Origin of the sequence: Polymorphobacter sp., from assembly GCF_048007885.1 — a bacterium.
Classification (GTDB): domain Bacteria; phylum Pseudomonadota; class Alphaproteobacteria; order Sphingomonadales; family Sphingomonadaceae; genus Sandarakinorhabdus.
This window is the reverse complement of the sequence record NZ_CP180346.1, coordinates 2,190,660-2,214,096: the sequence shown is the minus strand read 5'-3', so window position 1 is coordinate 2,214,096 and position 23,437 is coordinate 2,190,660. Positions and strand designations below refer to the sequence as shown.

General features: G+C 64.7%; 19 protein-coding genes and 2 pseudogenes. 5 read left to right on the top strand and 16 right to left on the bottom strand.

The features are described 5' to 3' along the window. Positions 1–8 precede the first annotated feature (8 nt). From ACMVO5_RS10630 to ACMVO5_RS10620, 3 genes are all read left to right on the top strand, one after another. Positions 9–653 (top strand): glutathione S-transferase family protein, encoded by a 645-nt coding sequence (locus tag ACMVO5_RS10630; protein ID WP_416907485.1) that lies wholly within the window; start codon positions 9–11, stop codon positions 651–653. Between the two features lie 167 nt (positions 654–820). Continuing rightward, positions 821–2,074 carry an MFS transporter gene (locus ACMVO5_RS10625; protein WP_416907484.1) on the top strand — a complete coding sequence of 418 codons (1,254 nt, stop codon included), beginning with the start codon at positions 821–823 and terminating at the stop codon, positions 2,072–2,074. Between the two features lie 7 nt (positions 2,075–2,081). Then, positions 2,082–4,238: a penicillin acylase family protein gene (locus ACMVO5_RS10620; RefSeq protein ID WP_416907483.1), complete on the top strand. Its 2,157-nt coding sequence runs from the start codon at positions 2,082–2,084 to the stop codon at positions 4,236–4,238. A gap of 19 nt (positions 4,239–4,257) precedes the next feature. Here the strand turns inward: ACMVO5_RS10620 and ACMVO5_RS10615 are convergent, their stop codons facing one another. Beyond that, on the bottom strand, positions 4,258–4,737 hold the full coding sequence (locus ACMVO5_RS10615; protein ID WP_416907482.1) for a TauD/TfdA dioxygenase family protein: 480 nt from the start codon (positions 4,735–4,737) through the stop codon (positions 4,258–4,260). 67 nt (positions 4,738–4,804) lie between these two features. After that, positions 4,805–5,101: pseudogene (locus tag ACMVO5_RS10610) on the bottom strand (TauD/TfdA dioxygenase family protein); the annotation flags it as partial. 154 nt (positions 5,102–5,255) lie between these two features. Between ACMVO5_RS10610 and ACMVO5_RS10605 the strand changes: the two are divergent. Then, positions 5,256–5,876, top strand: a complete 621-nt coding sequence (locus ACMVO5_RS10605) for a gluconate 2-dehydrogenase subunit 3 family protein (protein WP_416907481.1) — start codon at positions 5,256–5,258, stop codon at positions 5,874–5,876. 14 nt (positions 5,877–5,890) lie between these two features. Beyond that, positions 5,891–7,540, top strand: a complete 1,650-nt coding sequence (locus ACMVO5_RS10600; RefSeq protein ID WP_416907480.1) for a GMC family oxidoreductase — start codon at positions 5,891–5,893, stop codon at positions 7,538–7,540. A 185-nt stretch (positions 7,541–7,725) separates the two neighbouring features. Here ACMVO5_RS10600 and hemA read toward each other — a convergent pair whose 3' ends face one another. From hemA to bchF, 14 genes and pseudogenes are all read right to left on the bottom strand, one after another. After that, on the bottom strand, positions 7,726–8,946 hold the full coding sequence (gene hemA, locus ACMVO5_RS10595; RefSeq protein ID WP_416907479.1) for a 5-aminolevulinate synthase: 1,221 nt from the start codon (positions 8,944–8,946) through the stop codon (positions 7,726–7,728). Positions 8,947–8,963: 17 nt separating this feature from the next. Next, positions 8,964–9,782, bottom strand: a complete 819-nt coding sequence (gene puhE / locus ACMVO5_RS10590) for a putative photosynthetic complex assembly protein PuhE (protein ID WP_416907478.1) — start codon at positions 9,780–9,782, stop codon at positions 8,964–8,966. Between the two features lie 16 nt (positions 9,783–9,798). Continuing rightward, entirely contained in the window at positions 9,799–10,878 is a 1,080-nt protein-coding gene (gene acsF / locus ACMVO5_RS10585) for a magnesium-protoporphyrin IX monomethyl ester (oxidative) cyclase (protein ID WP_416907477.1), read from the bottom strand. Beyond that, positions 10,875–11,171: a hypothetical protein gene (locus ACMVO5_RS10580; RefSeq protein ID WP_416909355.1), complete on the bottom strand. Its 297-nt coding sequence runs from the start codon at positions 11,169–11,171 to the stop codon at positions 10,875–10,877. The genes acsF and ACMVO5_RS10580 overlap by 4 nt, the downstream gene beginning before the upstream one ends. Beyond that, on the bottom strand, positions 11,171–11,722 hold the full coding sequence (gene puhC / locus ACMVO5_RS10575; protein WP_416907476.1) for a photosynthetic complex assembly protein PuhC: 552 nt from the start codon (positions 11,720–11,722) through the stop codon (positions 11,171–11,173). The genes ACMVO5_RS10580 and puhC overlap by 1 nt, the downstream gene beginning before the upstream one ends. After that, positions 11,719–12,342 (bottom strand): photosynthetic complex putative assembly protein PuhB, encoded by a 624-nt coding sequence (gene puhB, locus ACMVO5_RS10570; RefSeq protein ID WP_416907475.1) that lies wholly within the window; start codon positions 12,340–12,342, stop codon positions 11,719–11,721. The genes puhC and puhB overlap by 4 nt, the downstream gene beginning before the upstream one ends. Then, positions 12,339–13,112 (bottom strand): photosynthetic reaction center subunit H, encoded by a 774-nt coding sequence (gene puhA, locus ACMVO5_RS10565; protein WP_416907474.1) that lies wholly within the window; start codon positions 13,110–13,112, stop codon positions 12,339–12,341. Before puhA ends, puhB begins: the two co-directional genes overlap by 4 nt. Before the next feature lie 14 nt (positions 13,113–13,126). Continuing rightward, complete coding sequence (locus tag ACMVO5_RS10560; protein WP_416907473.1) at positions 13,127–14,590, bottom strand: BCD family MFS transporter; 1,464 nt, start codon at positions 14,588–14,590, stop codon at positions 13,127–13,129. 2 nt (positions 14,591–14,592) lie between these two features. Beyond that, complete coding sequence (gene bchM, locus ACMVO5_RS10555) at positions 14,593–15,330, bottom strand: magnesium protoporphyrin IX methyltransferase (RefSeq protein WP_416907472.1); 738 nt, start codon at positions 15,328–15,330, stop codon at positions 14,593–14,595. Next, positions 15,327–16,211 carry a ferredoxin:protochlorophyllide reductase (ATP-dependent) iron-sulfur ATP-binding protein gene (gene bchL, locus ACMVO5_RS10550; protein ID WP_416907471.1) on the bottom strand — a complete coding sequence of 295 codons (885 nt, stop codon included), beginning with the start codon at positions 16,209–16,211 and terminating at the stop codon, positions 15,327–15,329. The genes bchM and bchL overlap by 4 nt, the downstream gene beginning before the upstream one ends. Before the next feature lie 12 nt (positions 16,212–16,223). Continuing rightward, positions 16,224–19,914, bottom strand: a pseudogene (locus ACMVO5_RS10545) (magnesium chelatase subunit H). Next, entirely contained in the window at positions 19,904–21,445 is a 1,542-nt protein-coding gene (bchB, locus tag ACMVO5_RS10540) for a ferredoxin:protochlorophyllide reductase (ATP-dependent) subunit B (RefSeq protein WP_416907470.1), read from the bottom strand. The pseudogene ACMVO5_RS10545 and the gene bchB overlap by 11 nt, the downstream one beginning before the upstream one ends. Then, the gene (locus ACMVO5_RS10535) at positions 21,445–22,713 is read right to left on the bottom strand and encodes a ferredoxin:protochlorophyllide reductase (ATP-dependent) subunit N (RefSeq protein ID WP_416907469.1); all 1,269 of its coding nucleotides are present in this window, start codon (positions 22,711–22,713) and stop codon (positions 21,445–21,447) included. Before ACMVO5_RS10535 ends, bchB begins: the two co-directional genes overlap by 1 nt. After that, positions 22,710–23,306: a 2-vinyl bacteriochlorophyllide hydratase gene (gene bchF, locus ACMVO5_RS10530; RefSeq protein WP_416907468.1), complete on the bottom strand. Its 597-nt coding sequence runs from the start codon at positions 23,304–23,306 to the stop codon at positions 22,710–22,712. The genes ACMVO5_RS10535 and bchF overlap by 4 nt, the downstream gene beginning before the upstream one ends. Positions 23,307–23,437 lie beyond the last annotated feature (131 nt).

The window sequence follows — 23,437 nt, the reverse complement described above, 5'->3', positions numbered from 1 at the left end:
AGGAAACCATGGAGCTCACCGTGAAGCTTTACACGCAGAGGGTCGCGCCAAACCCGACGAAGCTCGACCTTTACCTTGCCGAAAAGGCGGCGCTGGGCTCCGAAATCCCGCTAGAACGCATCCTCGTCAACCTCATGAAGGGAGAGCAGCATTCGCCAGCCATCAAGGCGAAGAACCCCCTTGGGCGCGTTCCGTTCCTTGAGCTTGATGATGGCACGATCCTGTCGGAATCGCTCGCAATCATCGAATATCTGGAAGAACGCTGGCCAGAGCCTTCGTTGATCGGCAGCACGCCGCAGGAGCGCGCGCTGGCCCGCGCGCTGGAGAGGAGCATCGATACCGATATTCTCTGTGGCATCGCCTGGGTCGTTCATTCCACCAGATCCCCGGCCGGTTATCCCAACAATCCGGGCGTTGCCGATTGGTTCACAACCTCGATGCAGGTGCCTCTGTCAGCGCTCAATCAAACGCTGTCAGACGGTCGCCCCTTTGTCGCAGGCGAGAAGCCAACCATCGCCGACTGTTCGCTTGGCGCCGCGCTGCAGTTCGCGCGGTTCGGAAAACTGGACGTGCTGAACCGCCATGACCACATTGATGCTTGGGACAAGCGCTATCGCCAGCGTGAGGCAGTGCGGTCCGTATTTGTCGTATGAAAACACACGCCAGCCTGAAATCAGTCGCCGGAGCCCTAAGGTTGATGTGACCGGCTGACGCTTTCGTCGCCACCACAAGTCCACCAACCCCTTGCGCCCCCAGCCACACCCCGCCAAACACCCGGGGTGCAGGGGACAAGTCCCCTGCCCGCCGGAGGCAAAAACAAGTGCTCAAGAAAAACGCGCGCGTCCTCAGCGCCTCCCTCGCCGGCACCGCGGTCGAATTCTATGATTTCTATATATATGCCACCGCCGCCGCCCTCGTCTTCGGCCCGCTCTTCTTCCCCGCCGATGATCCGGCCATCCAGCTGCTCGCCGCCTATGCCAGCTTTGCGGTGGCCTTCATCGCGCGGCCCATCGGCGCGCTCGCCTTCGGCCATTTCGGGGACCGTGTGGGCCGCAAGTCCACGCTCGTCGCCTCGCTGCTCATCATGGGCCTCAGCACCTTCTTCATCGCCTTTTTGCCCAGCCATGCCAGCATCGGCTGGGCCGCCCCCCTGCTGCTCTGCATCCTCCGCTTCGGTCAGGGCTTCGGCCTGGGCGGGGAATGGGGCGGCGCCGCCCTCCTCGCGGTGGAAAACGCGCCGCCCGGCTGGCGCGCCCGCTTCGGCATGTTCCCCCAGTTCGGAGCACCCCTGGGCTTCATCGCCGCCAACGGCCTGTTCCTGCTGCTCGGCCTGACGCTCACAGACACCCAGTTCCGTGAATGGGGCTGGCGCCTCCCCTTCCTCGGCTCCATCCTCCTTGTCGCCATCGGCCTCTGGGTGCGCCTGCGCCTCACCGAAACCCCGGCCTTTGCCGCCGCCATCGCCGAAGCCCCCCCCGCCAAGGTCCCCCTCGCCGAACTCCTGAAGCATCACTGGCGAGACACGCTCACCGGCGTCTTCGGCGTCATTGCCTGCTTTGCGCTGTTCTACATCAGCACCGCCTTTGCGCTCGGCCATGCCACCACCACCATGGGCTACACCCGCGAAGCCGTGCTTCAAGTCCAGCTCGTCACCATCCTTTTCCTCGCTCTCGGCATCGCGCTCTCCGGCTGGCTGTCCGATCGTTTCAGCCCCCGCGCCGTCCTCATCGCCGGCAGCTGCGGCGGCATCCTCGCCGGCCTCGCCATGGCCCCCTTGCTCGCCCTCGGCCTCCCCGGCCTCGCCGCCTTCCTCGCCCTCGCGCTGTTCGCCATGGGCTTCGTCTATGGTCCGCTCGGCGCCTGGCTCCCCGGTCTCTTCCCAGCCCGCGTGCGATACACCGGGGCGAGTCTGGCCTTCAACGCCGGCGGCATCCTCGGCGGCGGCCTCACCCCCGTCATCGCCCAAAGCCTCGCCACAGCTTACGGCCTCGCCCCCGTCGGCCTCTGGCTCGCCGCCGCCTGCGCCCTCTCCCTCATAACGCTAGCCTTGCACGCGCCCAAAAACCCCGCATAGTCAGTCCATGCGCATCTTCTTCCTCGCCCCCGCCCTGCTCCTCGCCACAACAGCGCTCGCCGCCACCCCGCAGGAGGCCGCCCGCCATCAAAAACACGCCGCCGCCGTCACCATCACGCGCGATGATTTCGGTATCCCCCACATCAAGGGCCGCACCAACGCCGACACCGTCTTCGGCATGATCTACGCCCAGGCCGAAGACGACTTCAACCGCATCGAAGTCAATTACCTCAACGCACTGGGCCGCCTGTCCGAAGCCGAAGGCGAGTCCGCCCTCTGGACCGACCTCCGCCAGCGCCTCTGGATCAATGATGCCGCCCTCAAGGCCGATTACGCCGCCTCGCCCAAATGGCTGCAAACCCTGATGACCGCCTGGGCCGACGGCCTCAACTTCTGGCTCGAAAAAAACCCCGGAAAAGCCCGCGTCCTCACCCATTTCGAACCCTGGATGGCGCTCGCCTTCTCCGAAGGCTCCATCGGCGGCGACATCGAAAGCGTCAGCCCCACAGCCCTCCAGAATTTCATCGAAGCCCGCAACCTCCCCTTGCCCCCATCCGAAACCGGCGCCCGCCCCACAGAGCCTTCCGGCTCCAACGGCTTCGCCGTCGCCCCCTCCAACAGCGCCACCGGCAACGCCCTCCTCCTCATCAACCCCCACACCAGCTTCTTCTTCCGCTCCGAAAGCCAGATGACCTCCGACGAAGGCTTGCAAGCCTATGGCGCCACCACATGGGGCCAGTTCTTCATCTATCAGGGCTTCAACAATCACGTCGGCTGGATGCACACATCCTCCGGCGCCGACGTCATCGACGAATTCGCCCTCACCATCGAAATGAAAGACGGCCAGCCCGGCTACCGCTACGGCGCCGAATGGCGCCCCCTCAAGCGCCGCGACATCACGCTGGCCATCAAAGACGCGAGCCCCCGCACCATCACCACCTGGGCCTCCCTCCACGGCCCCATCGTCCGCGCCGAAGGCGACAAATGGATTGCCGTCGCCCTCATGCACAAGCCCTCCGCCGCGCTCCAGCAAAGCTGGCTCCGCACCACCGCCACCAGCCTCAACGATTACCTCAAGATCGCTGACCTCCGCGCCAACAGCTCAAACGCCACCCTCTTCGCCAGCCGTCAGGGCGACATCGCCTATCTCCACCCCCAGTTCATGCCCAAGCGCGACAACCGCTTCGATTACACCCGCCCAGTCAACGGCAACGACCCCGCCACCATGTGGCAGGGCGAACACGCCGTCACCGATCTCCCCAACGTCATCAACCCGTCCACCGGCTGGGTCATGAACACCAACAACTGGCCCTGGTCCGCCGCCGGACCCGCCAGCCCCAAACAATCCGACTATCCCCGCTACATCGACTCCAAAACCGAAAACCCGCGCGGGATCAACGCCGTCCGCGTCCTCAGCGAAAACAAGAGCTTCACCCTCGATACCCTCATCGACGCCGCATATGACAGCCGCCTCTCCGCCTTCGAAACCCTCATCCCCGGCCTCGTCGCCGCCTTCGATACCCTCCCCCCCACAGACCCCCTCCGCCTGACGCTCGGCGGCCCCATCGAAGCCCTCCGCACATGGAACCACCGCTGGGCCATAGACAGCATCCCCACAACGCTGGCCACCCGCTGGGCCGAACTCCTCTGGACCCGCCACGGCGCCAAGGCCCGCGCCGAGCGCGCCGAAATGATCAGCTACCTCCACGAGCAGGTCACCCCCCTCGACAAGCTCACCACCCTTGCCGACACCAAAGCCGCCCTCACCTCCGACTGGGGCACATGGCAAGTGCCCTGGGCCGAGATCAACCGCTACCAGCGCGTCTCCCCCGCCATCAACCAGGCCTTCACCGACGAAGCCCCCAGCATCCCCGTCCCCTTCGCCTCCGCCAACTGGGGCAGCCTCGCCAGCTACGGCACCGTGCGGCCCGAAGGCATGAAACGTCAATACGGCCGCTACGGCAACAGCTTCGTCGCCGTCGTCGAATTCGGCAAGACCGTGCAGGCCAAAGCCATCATGGCCGGCGGCCAGTCCGGCAACCCAGCCAGCCCCCACTACGACGACCAGTCCGCCCGCTACGCCACCCACAACTTCCGCCCCGTCCCCCTCACCCCCACCACCCTAAAACCCCGCACCACCCGCACCTACCACCCCGGTGCGTGAAAACCGCCCCGCCGCCCCCTCACCCCTCCCAAATCGTCGTCCGGTGCAGCAGCCGCGCATGCCCGTCATACCCGCCCGTCGCCCGGTGCAGCAGCGAGCGGTTGTCCCACATCACCAGCATCCCCGGCTGCCATCTGTGCGCATAAACAAACGCCTCCTGCGTCTGCCACGCCAATAGCTCCATCAAAAGCGCCGCCCCCGCCTCGGCCGTCATCCCCTCCACCCCGATGCTATACCCCCAGCATCCATAAATCGCCCGTCGTCCATTGCCCGCGTGCGTCTGCACCAGCGGGTGCACCATCGTCGCCCGCGCGTCTTCGGAGATGATCGGCTGCATCGTCCGCCCAGAGCCAGCGTCCGCCTTCCCGTAAACGCCCTCCGGCGCATAAGCCGCCACCGCCGAATGCACGACGCGCAGCCCCTCCAGCGCCGCCGCCCGCTCGGGCGGCAGCGCCGCAAAAGCCGCATGCTGGTTGGCAAACAGCGTGTCGCCGCCCACAGGCGGAAATCACCTTGCCGTAAAGGCAGGTGCCAATCGGCGGCGCTGCGCAAAAGCTCCAGTCGCAGTGCCAGCTCTCGGCAAAGATCGTGCTCGTCTCGTCCGCCCGCCGCTCGATCGCCGCCACATGCCGCCGCCCCGATATCGGCCGGAAATAGGGGTCATCCCCCAAAACCCCAAAGGCCTGGGTAAAGCGCTCCAGATCATCATCGCTCAGATCCTGATCGGGAAAGGCCAGCACATGATGGTCAGCCCAGGCCGCGCCAATCGCCGCCACCGTCTCCGCGTCCAGCGGCCGCCGCAAATCCACCCCGCGCACCTCCGCCCCGCACGCCTGCCCCGAAGGTGTCACAGAAATCGCCATGGCGTCCTCCCGGGCGCAAGGATGCCACCCCCCCGCCCAAAGTCAAACGCCGCCCGCCCGCAGGGCAGCGTTTCCCGGCCGGAAAATCGAATTTGCGTTGCCGAAATTGGTCGCTAATCTCAGCCACTGCTCAGGGGAACAATCGGAGCGTCACATGGAACACGCCAGTCCTTCGCGCCGCAAATTCCTGATGGCCATCGGCAATCTGTCCAGCGCCGCCTGGGTCGCCGCAAACTGGCCGCAGATCGCCCATGCCGCCCAGCATTCGGGCCAAGACGCCGATCCTGATGCCCCGCACAGCACGCTCGACACCTTGAGCGCGGCGCAGGCCGCCGAAGTCGATGCCATCGCCAACCAGATCGTGCCCGGCGGGGCCACGCCCGGCGCGCGCGACGCCGGGGTCATCTATTTCATCGACAATGCGCTGGGTAGCTTCTTCGCCGATCAGCGGCCCTCCTTCCTGCAGGGCCTCGCCGAGTTCGAGCGCCGCTACGCGGAGGCGCACGGCGCCGGCGCGCGCTTTTCCGCCGCGCCGGATGCGCAGCAGATCGCCTTTCTGCACACGGTCGACAAGACGCCCTTCTTCAGCGCCGTCCGCCGCCTCACCGTGCTGGGCCTCATCGCCCTTCCCAAATATGGCGGCAACCGGAATTATGCCGGCTGGAACCTGCTCGGCGTCGAAGACAATCACGTCTGGGCGCCCCCCTTCGGCTATTACGACACCGATTATCCGGGCTTCGAGCCCTATCCCGGCACCAAGCCCTACACCGCCTGAAGGGAAGCAGCCCCATGGAGCGCAAGACCTACAAGACCAGCGAGACCGTCGATTTCGTCATCGTCGGCTCCGGCGCGTCGGGCGGCATCATGGCCCGGCAACTGGCCCGCGCCGGCCACAGCGTCGTGGTCATGGAGCAGGGGCCGCGCCTCGAGGCGGAAGAGTTCGAGCATGACGAGCTGAAATATCGCCACCTGTCCGGCATCACCAACAACCCGGCCACCAATCCGCAAAGCTTCCGCAGCGATCCCAGCCAGACCGCCAAGCGCGCCAAGGGGCGCAACCCGCTCACCTATGCCCGCGTCGTCGGCGGCAGCAGTTCGCACTTCAACGCCAATTTCTGGCGTCTGCATGAGATCGATTTCATCGAGCGCAGCCGGCTCGGCGCCATCCCCGGCGCGGATCTCGTCGATTGGCCGATCACCTATGCCGAGCTCGAACCCTATTACACCATGGTGGAATGGGAAGTCGGCGTCTCGGGTCTTGCGGGTGCCAGCCCGTTCGATCCGCCGCGCAGCAAGCCCTATCCCATGCCGCCGCTGCCCGTGAAGTCCTCGGGCGTGCTGTTCGAGCGCGGCGCCCGCAAGCTCGGCCTGCACCCGTTCCCGGCGCCCATGGCCATCAATTCAGTCGAATATCGGGACCGTCCGCCCTGCATCCAATGCGGCCTGTGCGGCGGCTTCGCCTGCGAGGTGAAGGCCAAATCCTCCTCGGTCTGGACCGTCATCCCCGAAGCCGAAGCCACCGGCCGCTGCGAGGTTCGCGCCAACAGCTATGTCTTCCGCATCGGCATGAACGCCGCCGGCCGCGCCACCGGCGTCCATTATTTCGATGCCGGTCGCCAGGAGCAGTTCCAGAACGCCCGCGCCGTGGTGGTCTGCGCCAATGGCGGTGAAACGCCAAGGCTGCTGCTCAACTCGGCCACCAACGCCCAGCCGCAGGGGCTGGCCAATTCCAGCGGCATGGTCGGTCGCTATCTGATGTTCAACAAGGGCGGCGGCGCCGCCGCCCGTTTCGAGCATCCCCTCAACGAATATAAGGGCGCCAATGTCACGCGCATCCTGCACGATTTCTACGATTCCGACCCCAAGCGCGGCTTTTACGGCGGCGGCGGCTTCGATGCCCGCTCCGGCGGCCCGCTCACCTGGGGCCAGAGCGTCCCCAAGGGCACGCCGAGCTGGGGGCCCGGCTTCAAGGAATATCTCAAATCCTACACCTATTGGATGACCGTCTCGGGCCATGGCACCTCGCTGGCCGTCGAGACCAACCGCGTCGATATCGATCCCGAACTGAAGGATGACTGGGGCGTGCCCGCCATCCGCGTCACCTACAAGGACCATCCCGACGATGTGAAACACGCAAAATGGATGAGCGAGCGCGCCGTCGAGATCATGGACGCCGCTGGTGCCAAACAGATCGAGGCCAGGGAGATCGGCGAAGCCACCGGCGGCGTCCACCTCCTCGGCACCTGCCGCATGGGCAACGACCCGGCGACCTCGGTCATCGACAAATACCACCGCACCCATGATGTGCGGAACCTGTTCCTCTGCGATGGCTCAAGCATGGTCACCTCAGGCCGCGGCCAGCCAACCCAGACCATCGAAGCCCTGGCCTTCCGCGCCGCCGAACACATCGCCCGCTTCGCCCGCGCCAACGAAATCTGAAAACGGCCCAAGCCGCCCCCGCAGCCCGCACGCCACTTGCAAAAATGTGCCAGATAGGTTATAAAGACCAAATAAGCCGATCAGCGCCCCAATCCCGCTGAAATTCAGGCGATCTGGAATAACCTTCCTAACCTTCCAGCCCGAAGCTGAAGGTCAAAACCCCCGCAAACCCACCGGAAACGGGCTCAGGCGGCGGCTTCCACCCGGTGCAGCGCGCACTGGCCCCAGATGTCCGACAGCGCCTTCACCAGCCGGTCGATGTCATCGTCCGAATGCACCGGGCTGGGCGTGATCCGCAGTCGCTCGGTGCCCACCGGCACGGTCGGATAGTTGATCGGCTGCACATAGATGCCATGGTTTTCCATCAGCCAGTCCGAGATCATCTTGGCCTTCTTGGCATCGCCCACCATCACCGGAATGATGTGGCTCGGGTTCTCCAGCTGCGGGATCCCCATCGCCCTGAGCGCGGCACGCACCTTGGCCACCCGCTCCTGCTGCCGCTTGCGCTCAAAAGGGCTGTCTTTCAGATGCTTGACACTCGCCAGCGCGCCCGCCGCAATCGCCGGCGGCAGGGCCGTGGTGAAGATGAACCCGCTCGCAAACGACCGCACGAAATCGCAAAGCGCCTTGGAGGCCGCAATATAGCCGCCCACAACACCATAAGCCTTGGCCAGCGTCCCCTCTATCACCGTCAGCCGGTCCATCAATCCGTCGCGCTCGGCCACCCCGCCCCCGCGCGGCCCATACATGCCCACCGCATGCACCTCGTCGATATAGGTCATGGCACCATGTTTTTCAGCGACTTCGATGATCTCCTGAATGGGCGCAATGTCCCCGTCCATCGAGTAAACGCTCTCGAACGCCACCAGTTTCGGCACCGATGCATCATATTGGCTCAGCAGCCGGTCCAGGTCCTCCGCGTCATTGTGCTTGAACTTGTGGCACACCGCCCGGCTATGCCGGATGCCCTCGATCATCGAGGCATGGTTGAGCGCATCCGAAAACACCACACAGCCCGGAATCTTGCTCGCCAGCGTCGAAAGCGCCGCCCAATTGGACACATAACCCGATGTAAACAGAAGCGCATCTTCCTTGCCGTGCAAATCAGCGAGCTCGCGCTCCAGCTGCCGATGCACATGCATGGTGCCCGAAATATTCCGCGTCCCGCCCGCGCCCGCACCCGAGCGATCGAGCTCCTCATGGATCGCATTGATCACATCGGGATGCTGGCCCATGCCCAGATAGTCATTGGAACACCAGACGGTCACCTCCTGCGTCCCGTCATCCAGATGCCGCGTCGCCCGAGGATATTCGCCCTTGCGGCGCTGCAATTCCGCAAACACGCGGTAATTGCCCTTTTCCTTCAGTCCATCCAGAGCGGCCTGGAAGTGCGCCTCATAGTCCATCTTACTCTCCCCGAGACTTATTGCCGCACCGTTTCCAAGGCTGCAAGTGTAGATTGTTGACGTTCGGTCACTTTTTCGAGCGCTGACCGATTGCGCATCGCCCAGCGAAACAAGGCAGTATCCTGCCATGGTAAGACCAGAAACCCATGTTCGATGAACGCCAGCAGAACAAGCGCAAAGGCCAGCGCATAACTTGTTGAAACACCGTCGTCAGCGCGCAATGCCGCATTGCCCAACCACGCCGCCAGCGCGGCAATTCCCGCCAGAGTCGCGACAAAGAACCAGCTCGCCGGCGCCACTTTGAAATAGCTCGCCATATAGCGCATCCGGTCTGGCATCATCTCGAGACTGAGGTGCGGCACACCGGCGAAAATGTTGAGCTTGGCCGACAGCCGCATGACAAACAGCAGCGCGAAGGTCAGCGTCGCCGTCTGGTTCACCTGCCCCCAGGTCGCAGCCATCAACACCACAACGGTCGCAAACATCGCGACTTCATGATAAATCAGCGTCGCGGCCGCCAACCGAAACCGCCGCCAGCCCCGCGCATCAGGCGGACAAGGCGCCCGGTTCGGTCCGGTCACAAAACCCATCAGAAAGCTCATCTCGTGCCAGCCCCAAAGCACCAGCGCACAGGTGAAGGCCACATAGGCCGCAATGTCACCCGGTACCGAGGCCGTCATGATGATCCCTGCCATGGCAAAGCCACTCAGCACGGTCGCTGCAACAATGCTCAAGGGCCAGGTCGTGCTCGGCAGCCGGTCCAGCCAGAGCACCAGACCGGTTGAGACAAACCAGAGAAGGGTTGCAAACAGCAGAGGCAGAAAGAGCGCGGTCATGCGTCGTTCGCAGCGCTCACCAGGCCGGCTGCATGCGAACCGAGGCCGGCAGCTGGCTCGGCTGCGTCGGCTGCAGGTAAAGCTGCGCGAAGGTCAGCGCCGCCTGCGCAGAATAAATGCCGCGCTTGATGCGACCGGCCAATCCGCCCTGCACCCGCGCGTCATCGATCTTCGCCGAGATGTCGCGCATCTTTTCCAGCAGCGCCCGGAAGCGCGGCGCGTCGGCGTCGATCGTGATCGGGAAGACCTGCTTGGTGATCTCGGTGGTGATCCGAAACACGGTGAAATCATATTCGCTGATGTCGATGCCCAGCGCCTTGTGCAGGATCGGCCGATTGTGGTCACGCACATACATGGTCGTGTAGACCGCCACGAGGAAGAAGCGGATCCAGAGCTTGTTGAGACCCGTCAGCAACTTTGGGTCAGCCCGCATCAGCAGCGCAAAGCCCTCGCCGTGGCGGAACTCATCGTTGCACCACTGCTCAAACCATTTGAAGATTGGGTGGAATCGCTTGTCCGGGTTGCGCGCAAGGTGGCGATAGATGGTGATGTAACGCGCATAGCCGATCTTCTCGGAGAGATAGGTGGCGTAGAAAATGAACTTCGGCTTGAAATAGGTATATTTCTTGGCCTTGGTCAGAAAGCCGAGATCGATGCCAACGCCAGCATCCTTGAGGCTGTCATTGATGAACCCGGCATGGCGCGACTCGTCGCGCGCCAGCAGCTTGAACAGCGCCTTGGCATCCGGGTTGGTCATCCGCTTGGCAATTTCGGCATAGAGGATGCAGCCCGAGAATTCCGAGGTCATCGATGACACCAGAAAATCGATGAACTCGCGGCGAAGCTCGGGCTCCAGCGAATTGATGACCCCGTCAAACTCGGGCGTACGCTTGAAATGCCGCTTGTTCTGGTCGGCGCGCATTTCCTCGATCAGCGAGTCCCATTCGGCGCGCACAGATGACACATCGATCTTGTTCATCGCCTCATAATCGGTCGTGTAGAAGCGCGGCGAGAGCACGGTCTCCTGCGTCGCCATGGCGACGGCGTCTTCGTGCGTCACATCGCCCTTGGATTCAATCTTGGCGTGAGCATTCATCGCGGCTTCTCCGACGTGAAAGTAATCTCGTAAAGCTCGGTGATGTCGAGCTGGGCTCGCATCTTGGTCCAGAACTGGTCGATAAGGCCAGCGCGCTGCACGGTGGCAGTGCGGCGCAGGGTCAATTCGCCGCCAAATGGCAAGCGTACCGGCTCGCCGTGCACAAGTACCCGGTCGCCGGGCCCGATCGGCACATCGCCGTCAAGCTCGACATGGGCATGAAGCTCTTCGGCCGTATGCGCGGCGACGATCGTGCAGCCCGTATCGAAGACTTCACCGCGAAACAGACCCATCACGCCGGCCCTCCGGCCTTGTCGCTCTCGGCCGAGACCGGCAGCGTCGCGCGCAGATTGGGCAGGTTGCTCGGCTCCGGCGGCTTCTTCCCGGCAAGAATGGCAGCGAATGCCCGGCGATTGTCCGGTCCAAAGCTGCCCAGCTCGATGATCCGACCAGTGCCAAGATCCGTCAGCGTGAGCGCGCCGTCGGCCCATTCGGTAATCCGCACGGGCGAATCGCGACCCGCATCCTTCAAGGTGCGCTCGCGCATCAGCCCGCGCATGACGCCGCGAACGAAGCCCGTGTTCGAGCCCGGCTCCAGGATCACCACAGGCTCATCGCTGGCGGCATCCGCAATCACCAGCGCCCCATCCTCACGGTCGGAAAAGCGATACTCGCGCTCATGAACCACCGCGACATTGTTGGCAGCGCGCACTTCCGGCGCGGTCGGCCGCCCCTCGACCAGCCCGAGCCGCACGCTGAAGACAGCGATCAGCGAAATGCCGATCAGTCCTGCTGCAGCATAAAGCGCACCAACAGGAAATTCCTCATTGTGGAAATCGCTCACGCAGCCGCCTCCAGCCCGCTGATCGGCGCCTGAGCCTCCTGCCGCGCCACACCACCAGAAACCGCCGGATCAGCGCTCTTCAGTGCATCGGCAAGGATCGGCACAAACGTTTCGGACACCGCGCGAAGCATCGGCTGCGGTTCGGCGACCTTCCACGGGCGCACATGCGGCCAGGTCTGCAACCAGCCAAGCGGAAAACGCTCGGTGGGCGCCAGCACGATATCGACGAAGCCGCCGCCAACGGGGCGAACATCCGCCGAGCCGATCTTCGACAGCGGCAGGTTGACCGCCTTGGGCACGGCCGCACCGAAGCGCATGACGAGCCGGCGATTGGTCAGCGTGTAGATGGTCGCGCGCGCACCCGCCCAGGCCAGCGCGCCAAGGACAGCAAGACCCAGCACGGCAACGAGCAGGGTGATGACCGCGCCCGACAGACCGGTGCCGCCGCCCACAAAGGCGAGGCTGGCAACGAACAGAAACCAAGCCATCACGAGGCGCGTGTGAAACACGCTGCGCGCAAAGGCGCGCCAGTCGGGGGTCCCCTGCCAGACGATATGCTCGCCCTTCGGCAGGTTCCCCGGCAGCCCCCTGATTGGCTCGATTTCATATTCCATTGTCATATAAGCGGCTCCGCCCGGTCTTCGGTCGCCCAGAGATAGCCGGCGCCGAAATAGGCCTGCACCTTCTCTTCCTCGAGGAGCGTAATCTGGTCGGGCGACTTCAGCTGCGGCGAGCCTGAGAACTGGCCCGCAGTGACGGCGTCGCAGTGCACTTCGCGCGCCTTCACCCGGGCCATCGTCATCGGCAGCGTCGCCGTGCCGCCATCGGTGAGGGCGACATCGAGATAGCGGATGACATGCTCGGCGCGGTCAACCCAGATGTCCCGAACCGTGCCGGCAACCTTGCCGTCAAGGCCAGTGACAGGCAGGCCGCGCGGGTCGGTATCCCGGCCTTCCACGGTCATGTGACCATCGACGCGCATCGGCACGATGCGCGGGCGGCCAAACATGTCGAAGTCGGGCCGGTCGGCGCGCGGGGCATAGGAGCCCGGGCCAACACCCGAGGAGAGCTTGTCACCGACAACATCGAGCGGCTCGCCCGCCCAGCCGCGCGGCAGGACATTCTGCGGAAGCGGATCACGCTGCCCATTAGGCTGATAGACCGTGCCCTGACCATGCGGCAGCTGGAAGGCCTTGAGCTTCTGGACATCGTCGCCGATCCGCCACAGCTCCTGACGGACCTCGCCGGTCAGGTCGTCTTCCAGCGGATAGCCCTCGCGCCGGCTCTCACGGTTGAGATACCAGACAAGGCTCAGGAAAAAGCCGAAAAACAGGTAGAGGGTCAGCTCGGCAATATCGAGCCCGCCTACCAGGTGCACATTGGACAGCATCTTCTTATCTCCCCTCAGGTTGGGAATTCGGTCAAGCCGAAACGAGCGCGGGTCGGTTTCGCAGAGGACCGCCGCGCCAGCGGCCCAAGCGCAATCAGGCTCATGAATAGTAGCGCAATTTCGATATGCCAGACCATAGAATATCCAGTCGAGGCGCCAACAAGTCCGGGGCCGAGCGCGCCCTTCATGGCGAGCGCGCCGACACCATCGCGGATGGCGCCCGAAAGCAGGATGCCAAGCCCGACGGCGGAGGCCTGAACCGCACCCCAGGCACCGAGCGCAAGACCCGACTTGCCAGCCGAATCGCCGCCGATGTCGCTGAGCGCCATCGCCGCGGTCAATGTGCAGACGGCGAAGAGGCCGTTGCCGAGCCCGATCAACATCGCGCCAAAGCCGAACAGGCCCGGCGATTGCAGCGGCGCCGAGAAGATCACGACGGCGAATGCGAAGATGCCGACAAAGGCGCCCAGCCCCGCCATCCGCGCCGGATCACCGCCGCTCCACAGAAACCGCGCGGCCAAGGCCAGGCCAACGAGCGTGCCGACCGAGGAAAGCGCCGTCAGCCCGGTCGTTGCGGCTACGCTCATGCCCAGAATCTGCCCACCAAACGGCTCGAGCAGGATGTCCTGCATGCCGAAGCCTGCAGCGCCGAGGCCGATGGCGATCAGCAGCCGCTTGGTCGGCCCGGCCGCCATCAGCTCATCCCAGCGCGCGGCAAAATCGGGCGCGTCTTCATCGGGGCGCACGCCGCCAGGCACACGCGCTTCCTGCTTCCACAGCGCAATGACATTGAGCACGACGGTCACCACAGCAGTGCCCTGAATGACCTCGACCAGCCGGGTCTCTGAGAAATCACGCAGCGACTGGCCAATGAGAACCGAGGAGATGAACATGCCGACCAGCAGCATAACATATAGCAGCGAGACCACGCGCGGCCGCACCTCCTTGGGCGCGAGGTCATTGGCCAGCGCCAGACCCGCGGTCTGGGTGACCGCGACCCCGGCGCCGACCATCAGGAACGCCAAAGCACCAAACACTTCGCCGACATTGGCACCGGCAACCTCGCCGCGCCCGGTCATCACCAGAAGCGCAAAGGGCATGATGGCGAGGCCAGCGAACTGCAGCATCGTGCCGGCCCAGATATAGGGCACCCGTTTCCAGCCGAGAAATGAGGCATGATTGTCGGACTTGTGGCCAATCATCGCGCGCACCGGGGCGAACAGCAGCGGCAGGGCCACGAGGATGGCCACCGCGGTTGCCGAAATGCCCAGCTCGACGATCATGACCCGGTTGAGCGTGGCATTGAGCAGCACCATCGCCAAGCCGACCGAGACCTGAAAAAGCGACAGCCGCAGCAGCCGGCTCAGCGGCAGTTCGTCGCTCGCGGCATCGGCAAAAGGCAGGAATTTGGTGCCAAGCCCCGCCCAGAAGCGGACGCCGGCCTTTTGCGCTGGTGGCGCGCTCGAGGCGGTCGCCACGTTCACCGGGTCAGCACTTCCTGTGCGTGGCTGGTGTAGAAGCCGCGCGACACGCGCGCATCGCGGCCTAGCCGGGCACCCTCCACCCGGCTCATCCGCGCCTTGAGATAGCCGTGGCCAACCGGAATGATGCTCGGGCTACGGTCCGACTTCGGAAAGAACTGGCCGATGGCGCGCGCGGTGCGCAGCAGCGGCGTGCCGGGCGCGAAGGTGAAAAGGAGGCTCTCCCGCGCGCGGCCGGCGAGCTGGGCGCAGGCCTCGGCGATCTGATCGGCCTCATAATGGATCAGCACGTCCATCGAGACGATATGGTCGAACTGACCGAGCGCGGGGTCGAGCATGTCGCCCGACATGAGGGTGATCCGGCCCCTGACATCATCCGGCAGCCGCTCGCGCCCGGTGGAGACAAGCTGCTCGGACACATCGATCCCGACCACCTCGGCCCCGCGCCGCGCCGCCTCGATGGCAAGCATGCCGGTGCCGCAGCCCGCATCGAGCAGACGACGCCCGGTGAGATCGGCGGGGAGCCAGCTGAGCAGCAGCGCGCGCATCTCGTCACGCCCGGCGCGCACGGTCGCGCGGATCTTGCTGACCGGGGCATCGCTGGTCAGCGCCGCCCAGGCATCGAAGGCGGTGCGGTCGAAATAGGTCTCGAGCCGGGCACGCTTGGCGGCCCAGCCCTCCACCGCCTGCGCGGCATCCCCGTTGATTTCAGGCACCGAGGCGACAACCGGCTTCATTCAAACCCCAGAAACTCGAAGATCTCGCGGTCCTTCATCGGCCGCGCATCGCAGGGCTCACCGCCGGCCCAGAGCTGGGCGGCCAGACGCATGTATTCCGCGCGCGCCACCTCGACCTCGGGTGCATCTTCCATTTCAAAGATCGTGCACTTCTTCAGCCGCGAGCGGCGAATGGCATCGACATCGGCGAAATGCGCCAGCCGCTTGAGGCCGGTGGCTTCGGCGAAACGGTCGATCTCGTCGGTAGCCTTCGAGCGATTGGCGATGACGCCAGCGACACGGACTTCGTAATTCTTCGCCTTGGCGTTGATCGCCGACATGATACGGTTGGCCGCGAAGATGCTGTCGAAATCATTGGCCGCCACGACGACCGCGCGTTCGGCATGCTGGAGCGGCGCTGCAAAGCCTCCACAGACCACGTCGCCCAGAACGTCGAAGATCACCACATCGGTCTCTTCGAGCAGATGGTGCTGCTTCAGCAGCTTGACAGTCTGGCCCACGACATAGCCGCCGCACCCCGTGCCAGCGGGCGGGCCGCCGGCTTCGACGCACATCACGCCGTTGAAGCCCTCGAACATGTAATCCTCGGGGCGCAGCTCTTCATGGTGAAAATCCACCGTCTCGAGCACGTCGATCACCGTCGGCATCAGCTTCTTGGTGAGCGTGAAGGTGCTGTCGTGCTTGGGATCACAGCCGATCTGGAGCACCCGCTTGCCCATCAGCGAAAAGGCGGCCGATAGATTGCTGCTCGTCGTCGACTTGCCGATGCCGCCCTTGCCATAGACCGCGATGACCTTGGCATTGCCGATGCGGTCGCGCGGGTCGAGCTGGACCTGAAGGCTGCCTTCGCCGTCGGGACGGGTTTTTTCAATCACGGCCATGGTTCGTCATCCTTACGCCGCTTGAGTTTGGCCCACACCTTCGAGGGCGTCCTCGATGGCATCGGTTGCTGCATAAAGCGCAGCGAGGGTTTCGGGGTCGGGCGTCCAATATTTGCGGTCGCTGGCCTCGATCAGCCGGTTGGCCATCTTGGCGGCCGCCCGGGGGTTCATCTTGGCGATCCGGTCACGCATTTCGGTGTCGAGCACATAGGTCTCGGTGATGCGCTGATAGACCCAGGGGTCGACCTCGCCGGTGGTCGCCGACCAGCCCATCGTCGTCGTCACCGCCGCCTCGACCTGCCGCACGCCTTCATAGCCATGGCGCAGCTGACCCTCGATCCAGACCGGATTGAGGATGCGGGTCCGCGTCTCGAGGCTGACCTGCTCCCCCAGCGAACGGACCTTGCCAGCACCCTGCGTCTGATCGCCGATATAGACCGGTGCGGCCTCGCCGCCCTTGGCGCGAGTGACGGCGCGGCTGATGCCGCCCAGCGTATCGACATATTGATCGATGGTGGTGATGCCGAGCTCGACCGATTTCGAGATTCTGATAGGCGCAGTCGACCGTCTTCAGTGTAGCCGCCAGCATTTCGGCCTGACGCACTGGCGCGCCCTTGACGCCGTACGCATAGCCCTTCTGCCGCTCGAAACAGTCGGCCAGTTCATTGGGGTCGGTCCAGCCGCTCGAATCGATCAGCAGGTTGACGTTGGCACCGTAGGCGCCTTCGGCATTGCTGTAGACCCGCAAGCTTGCGGTTTCCATGTCGACCCCGTGCTCAGCGCAATGCTGAAGGCTGTGCTTGCGCACGAAATTCAAATGCGTCGGCTCGTCGGCCTGTGACGCGAGGAGCGCGGCTTCCGCCAGCATCCGGGTCTGGAGCGGCAGCAGGTCGCGGAACACGCCCGACAGCGTGACGACCACATCGATGCGCGGACGGCCCAGCTCTTCGAGCGGGATCAGCTCGGCGCCCGCGAGGCGGTTGTAGCTGTCGAACCGCGGCCGCGCGCCGATCAGATAGAGCGCCTGCGCCAGCTGCGCGCCCTCGCTCTTCAGATTGTCGGTGCCCCAAAGCACCATCGCCACCGTTTCAGGCAGATGGCCGCTGTCGGCGAGACTGCGGTCGATGAGCTTCTGCGCCTGCGCCGCGCCGTCACGCACGGCGAAGGCCGAGGGCAGGCGGAAGGGGTCGAAACCATGGATGTTGCGCCCGGTGGGCAGGATTTCCGGCGTCCGCAGGATGTCGCCACCCGCAACCGGGCGCACATAATGAGCGCCCAGCGCGGCCACCAGCCCATCGAGCTCATGGTTCTGCGACAGTGCGGTGTTCATATTGGCGAGCTCGCGCAGCAGCGGCGTGTCGGGGGCGATCCGGCCATAGACGATTGCCTCCACCGTCTCACGGGGCAGCGGCGTCTCGCGGGCGCTGGCCACCGCTGACAGCATGTCGATCCGCTCTTCCGGTGTCGCCGCAGCGCCGGCGACATGCAGGCCTTGCGGAATCAGCTCCTGCTCGATCTCATAGATTTTCGCCGCCAGCGCCGGCACGTTGCTGCCATCGAGGTCGAGCGCTTCGGCCTGCTCGGCGATGATCTCGGACAGGGTCTCCAGTTCACCGGCCTCGGGATCGCACGAGCGCCAGCGGTCGATGCTCGCCTTCAGGTCGGCAAGGCCCTTGTAGAGACCCGAATTGGTGAGCGCCGGGGTGAGATAAGAGACCAAAGTCGCATAGGATCGCCGCTTGGCGAGCACGCCTTCCGACGGGTTGTTGGCGGCATAGAGATAGATGTTGGGCAGATCCCCGATCAGCCGCTCGGGCCAGCAGGCCGCGCTCATGCCGGTCTGCTTGCCGGGCATGAACTCAAGGCTGCCATGGGTGCCATAATGGAGCACGGCATGGGCGCCGAAATCGTTCCGCAGCCAGCGGTAGAAGGCCATGAAGGCATGGGTCGGCGCGAAGCGGCCGTCGAACAGCAACCGCATCGGGTCGCCCTCATAGCCAAGTGCGGGCTGGATGCCGATGAAGACATTGCCGAACTGGGCGCCGAGGATGAAGACATTGCTGCCATCGGACTGGAATTTGCCCGGTGCCGGACCCCATTCCGCCTCGATCTCGTTGAGATACGGCTCGGTCGCGACGATATGCTCGGCGCTGACCTTGGCATGGACATTGGCCTCGGTGCCGTAGCGCATCGCATTGCCGCCGATCACCGCCTCGCGCACCGCATCAGCATCGGCGGGCACGTCGACATCATAGCCCTCCGCCTTCAGCCGCTTGAGCGTGGCATGGAGCGATTCGAACACGGCGAGGAACTGCGCCGTGCCGGCTGCACCGCCATTTGGCGGGAAATTGAACAGCACGATACCGATCTTGCGCTCCGCCTCCTTGGAGCGGCGAAGCCGGGCCATCTTGACCATCCGGTCCGCCAGCGCCTCTGCCCGCTCGGGGCAGCTCTGCATGGCGCGCACGGTTTCCGCCGGCGCCCAGGTGCAGCGCCGCTCGCAGCCGGTGCAGGCCTCGCCGCTGGCCTCCGAACGGCCACCGAACATGATCGGCGTGGTGCCGCCATCAAGCTCTGGAATGGCGACCATGATCGTCGATTCCATCGCCAGCAGGCCCTGACGGTTGGCGCCCCATTGCTGAAGCGTCTGGAACTCGACCGGAAAGGCCGAGACATAGGGCCGGTCCAGCTTCGCCAGGATTGCTTCGGCGGCTTCGGCATCGTTATAGGCCGGACCGCCGACGAGGCTGAAGCCAGTGAGGTTGACCAGCGCATCGACGGTGGCTTCCCCGTCCTTCATCATCAGCGCCTCGATGGCCGGGCGGGCATCAAGCCCATTGGCAAAGGCGGTGATGACGTTGAGCCCGCGCGCCTCCAGCGCCCGGATCACGCCGTCATAGTGATTGGCGTCGCGCCCGAGCACATAGGAGCGCAGGACTACCAAGCCGATGGTGCCGACCGCATCCTTGCGGCGCGGCAGGTCGGCTACGTTGCTGCTCATGCGGTGCGGTAGATCGGGGTGATATACGCCGACCTCGGGGTAATCCTGCGGCGCCTCGACCTGGAACTTGCCGCGCAGGCCCTTGCGCGGGCCATCGGCGTAACGGTCGACAAGCGCACGGATCATCTGGAAGGCATTGTCGTCCGAACCGGCCAGCCAATATTGGAGCGTGAGGAAATAGGCGCGCACGTCCTGCGCGGTTCCGGGCACGAACTTCAAGAGCTTGGGCAGGCGCCGCAGCACCGCCATCTGCGCCGCGCCTGAATTGGGCGCACCCGATTTGGAGGAGCCCCGCAGCTTCTTGAGCCAGCCAAGCGGCCCCTTGGGCGGCTTGTCCATCCGATAGTCGCCCATGCGGGTCAGCTTCACGACATCGGACGCCGACATCAGGCAGACCATCGCATCGCAGTCATCGCGGCGCGCTTCGAGCGCGGGCCGGACGGCGCGAATATGATCTTCGAGGAACAGCATCGTCGCCAGGATGATGTCACCCTTGGCAATGTCGGCGCGGGCGGCGTCGAGCTTGCCCGGCTGGTCGAAATCGGCAGCGGCATGAAAGGCGATCTGAACGCCCGGCTGTTCCCGGGCGAAGCGCGCCCGTGCCCGCTCGATGGCGCCAGAAAGATGGTTGTCCAGCGTAATGATGACCACCCGCACGATATCGGCGGGGTTTCCGGCAGAGGGAGGCGTGTCAGCGCGCATAATGGGCCTTCGCTTCGTACAATGTCTCGACTGTTATGGCCTTGATGCCGTGCTCGGCGGCAAAGCGTTCGGTGTTCCGGCGCGCCTTGCCGCGCACGAAGAACGGAATCTTGTTCAGCTCGCGCTCGGCATCGACCTGCCAGCCTTCCGGCTCGGGTGCGGCCTGCGGGGCTTCGGCGACGGGCGCCGGCGCTTCCTGAGGAGCTGCGCCATGGCCCAGATGGCTGGGGCCGGCGGCGTCCGAAAATTCGAAATCCTCGCGGAACATGGTCAGCAGATGCTCTTCAAGACCCATGACCAGCGGGTGCACCCAGGTATCGAAGATCACCTGCGCGCCTTCAAAGCCCATCTGCGGCGAATAGCGGGCCGGAAAGTCCTGCACATGTACCGGCGCGGAGATCACGGCGCATGGAAGTCGCAGTCGCTTGGCGATGTGACGCTCCATCTGCGTGCCCAACACCAGTTCGGGCGTGGCGGCAGCGATGGCTTCTTCCACCTCGAGATAGTCGTCGGTGATCAGCGGCTCGAGGCCAAGCTCCTTGGCCATGGCGCGCACATCGCGGGCGAATTCGCGGTTGTAGCAGCCAAGCCCGACGACTTCGAACCCAAGCTCGTCGCGGGCGATCCGGGCAGCGGCAACCGCATGGCTGGCGTCACCGAAGATGAAGACTTGTTTGCCGGTCAGATAGGTCGAATTGATTGACCGCGACCACCAGGACATGCGCCCCGCATCAAGATCGGCCGGCACGGGCACACCAGCGATCCCGGCCACCTCGGCGATAAAGCGCCGCGTGGCCTCGATGCCGATGGGCACGACGCTGGTGCATGCCTGGCCAAAGGTCTTTTCCAGCCAGCGCGCCGCTTCCAGCCCGGTTTCGGGATAGAGCAGGACGTTGAAATCGGCCTCGCCGAGCGCAACGATATCGGCCGGCGTCGCCCCCATCGGCGCCACACTGTGCACATCGATGCCCATGGCAGCCAGCAAGCGACTGATCTCGACAATGTCATCGCGGTGGCGAAACCCGAGCGCGGTCGGCCCGAGCAGATTTGCGCGCGGGCGGCGGCCCTCGCGCGGCGCCGGGCGACGCTCTTTGTCGGCGAGCTGACGGACAATCTGGTAGAAGGTCTCTGACGCGCCCCAATTCTCCTTGCGCGAATAGCTGGGCAATTCGAGCGCGATCACCGGGCAGGGCAGCCCCATGGTCTCGGCGAGTCCGGCCGGGTCATCCTGGATCAGCTCGGCGGTGCAGCTGGCACCCACGATCATCGCCTGCGGCTCGAAGCGGGCATAGGCTTCGCGCGCGGCCTTCTGGAACAGCTCGGCCGTGTCCTTGCCCAGATCGCGGGCCTGGAAGGTCGTGTAGGTGACGGGCGGGCGATGGTCGCGCCGCTCGATCATGGTGAACAGCAGATCAGCATAGGTATCGCCCTGAGGGGCATGAAGCACATAGTGCAGCCCCTTCATGCCGGTCGCGACCCGCATCGCGCCGACATGCGGCGGACCCTCATATGTCCAGACCGTCAGCTGCATCAGACCACCAGCCGATCGCGGCGCACTAGCGGCCGCGCGAATAGTTCGGCCAGATCACCGGCCTGATCGAAACCGTGAACGGGCGTGAAGACGAGCTCGATCGCCCATTTGGTCGCCAGCCCTTCGCTTTCCAGCGGATTGGCAAGGCCAAGCCCACACACGGTCAGGTCGGGCCGGCTGGCGCGCACACGGTCGAGCTGGATATCGACATCCTGCCCTTCTGAAAGCTGGACACCCGCCGGCAGCGCTGCCAGCTCGGCCGCCAGATGGGCCTTGTGCAGATAGGGCGTGCCGACCTCGACAAGCTCCATGCCGAGCTCGCTCTGCAGAAAGCGCGCCAGCGGCACCTCGAGCTGCGAATTGGGCATGAAGAAGATGCGTTTGCCCGCCAGCGTCTCCGCCTGCCGGGCCATCGCGCGCTTGGCGCGCTCGCGCCCCGGCGCGACCACCTTGCGGAAGTGCATCGGGTCGATGCCGAACTCGATCGCGGCCGCCTCAAGCCAGGCGGTCGTGCCCTCGGCGCCGAAAGGAAACAGCGCCGGCAGATGGCGCGCGCCGCGGCCTTCAAGCGCCTGCCCGGTATCGCCCAGAAACGGCTGGGCCAGCAAAAAGCGCGTGTTCCTGCCGACACCGGGGAGCGCGGTCGATTTGCGCGCTGGCAGGCAGCGAACCTTGTTGATGCCCAGCTCGGCGAACAGGCGCAGGAACTGGTCTTCGACGACATCGGGCAGCGCGCCCACGATCAGCAGCTGATCGCTGTCATCGGCCGGCATCTCAGGGACGAGCGCGGCCAGGCAGGCGTCCTCGCCCTGGGTGAAGGTGGTTTCGATGCCCGAGCCGGAATAGTTGAGCACGCGCACAGCCGGCATGGTGCGCGCGTTGAGCCGCTCCGCCGCGCGCTTGAGGTCAAGCTTGATGACCTCGCTCGGGCAGGATCCGACGAGGAACAGCTGGCGGATATCGGGGCGGCGGGCCAGCAGCCGCGTGACCACCCGGTCAAGCTCTTCATTGGCATCCGCGAGACCGGCGAGATCGCGCTCTTCGATGATCGCCGTGGCGAAACGTGGCTCGGCAAACACCATCACGCCCGCCGCCGATTGCAGCAGGTGCGCGCAGGTGCGCGAGCCGACGACGAGAAAAAACGCGTCCTGGATCTTGCGGTGCAGCCAGACGATGCCGGTCAGACCGCAGAAAACTTCCCGCTGCCCCCGCTCGCGCAACACCGGCCGCTCGGCCGAGTCGATGGCGGGGACGGCACCAAGGCTCATGCGGCCACCACATCCTTGGCGCCGTCAGCCGGCGCCGACTTGCCGCCTTCGAGCCGGGCCATACGCAGCTTCCAGATGAACTGGCCGGCGTTGATGACATAGGTGAAATAGGCCGCGAGCGCGACCCACATCAGCTGCACGGAGGGCAGGAGGTCGAAGAACAGCGCGACGAGATAAGCCGTATGGAGCGCGATGACGAGCATCGAAAATACGTCTTCCCAGAAGAAGCTTTCAGCAAAGAGATATTTTCCAAAGACAACTTTCTCCCAGATCGCACCGGTGATCATGATCGTGTAAAGTGCCACCGTCTTGACGACGACAGACCATTCCGCCCAGTCCTTGTTTTCACCAGTGCGAAGGTAATCGAGCACCAGATAGAGGCTGATACCGAAAATCAGGAACTGCACCGGAGCAAGCAACCCCTGCACCAGCGTCCAGCGTGATGTATCGCGGCGAACGCGCTCTTCAGGTGTGTAAAGCGGTGTCTTGACCAGCGGCGGCAGGCGCCAGCGACCAGCGCTCGCAGCGCCAGCCGGCTCTCCCTGCTCCTCCTGCCCGACGCGCGCGTCGGGCCTCCCCAATTGCCGGTCCAAACCGTCTCTCCTCATGCCGGCAAAAACTAGCATTCGGACGGTGAGTGTCAACCTGACTTTACGTCAAAAGGATTTGACAACTCAGGCGCAAACGGCACACTCCAAGCCTTGAAGGATGAGCGCTGCTCAAG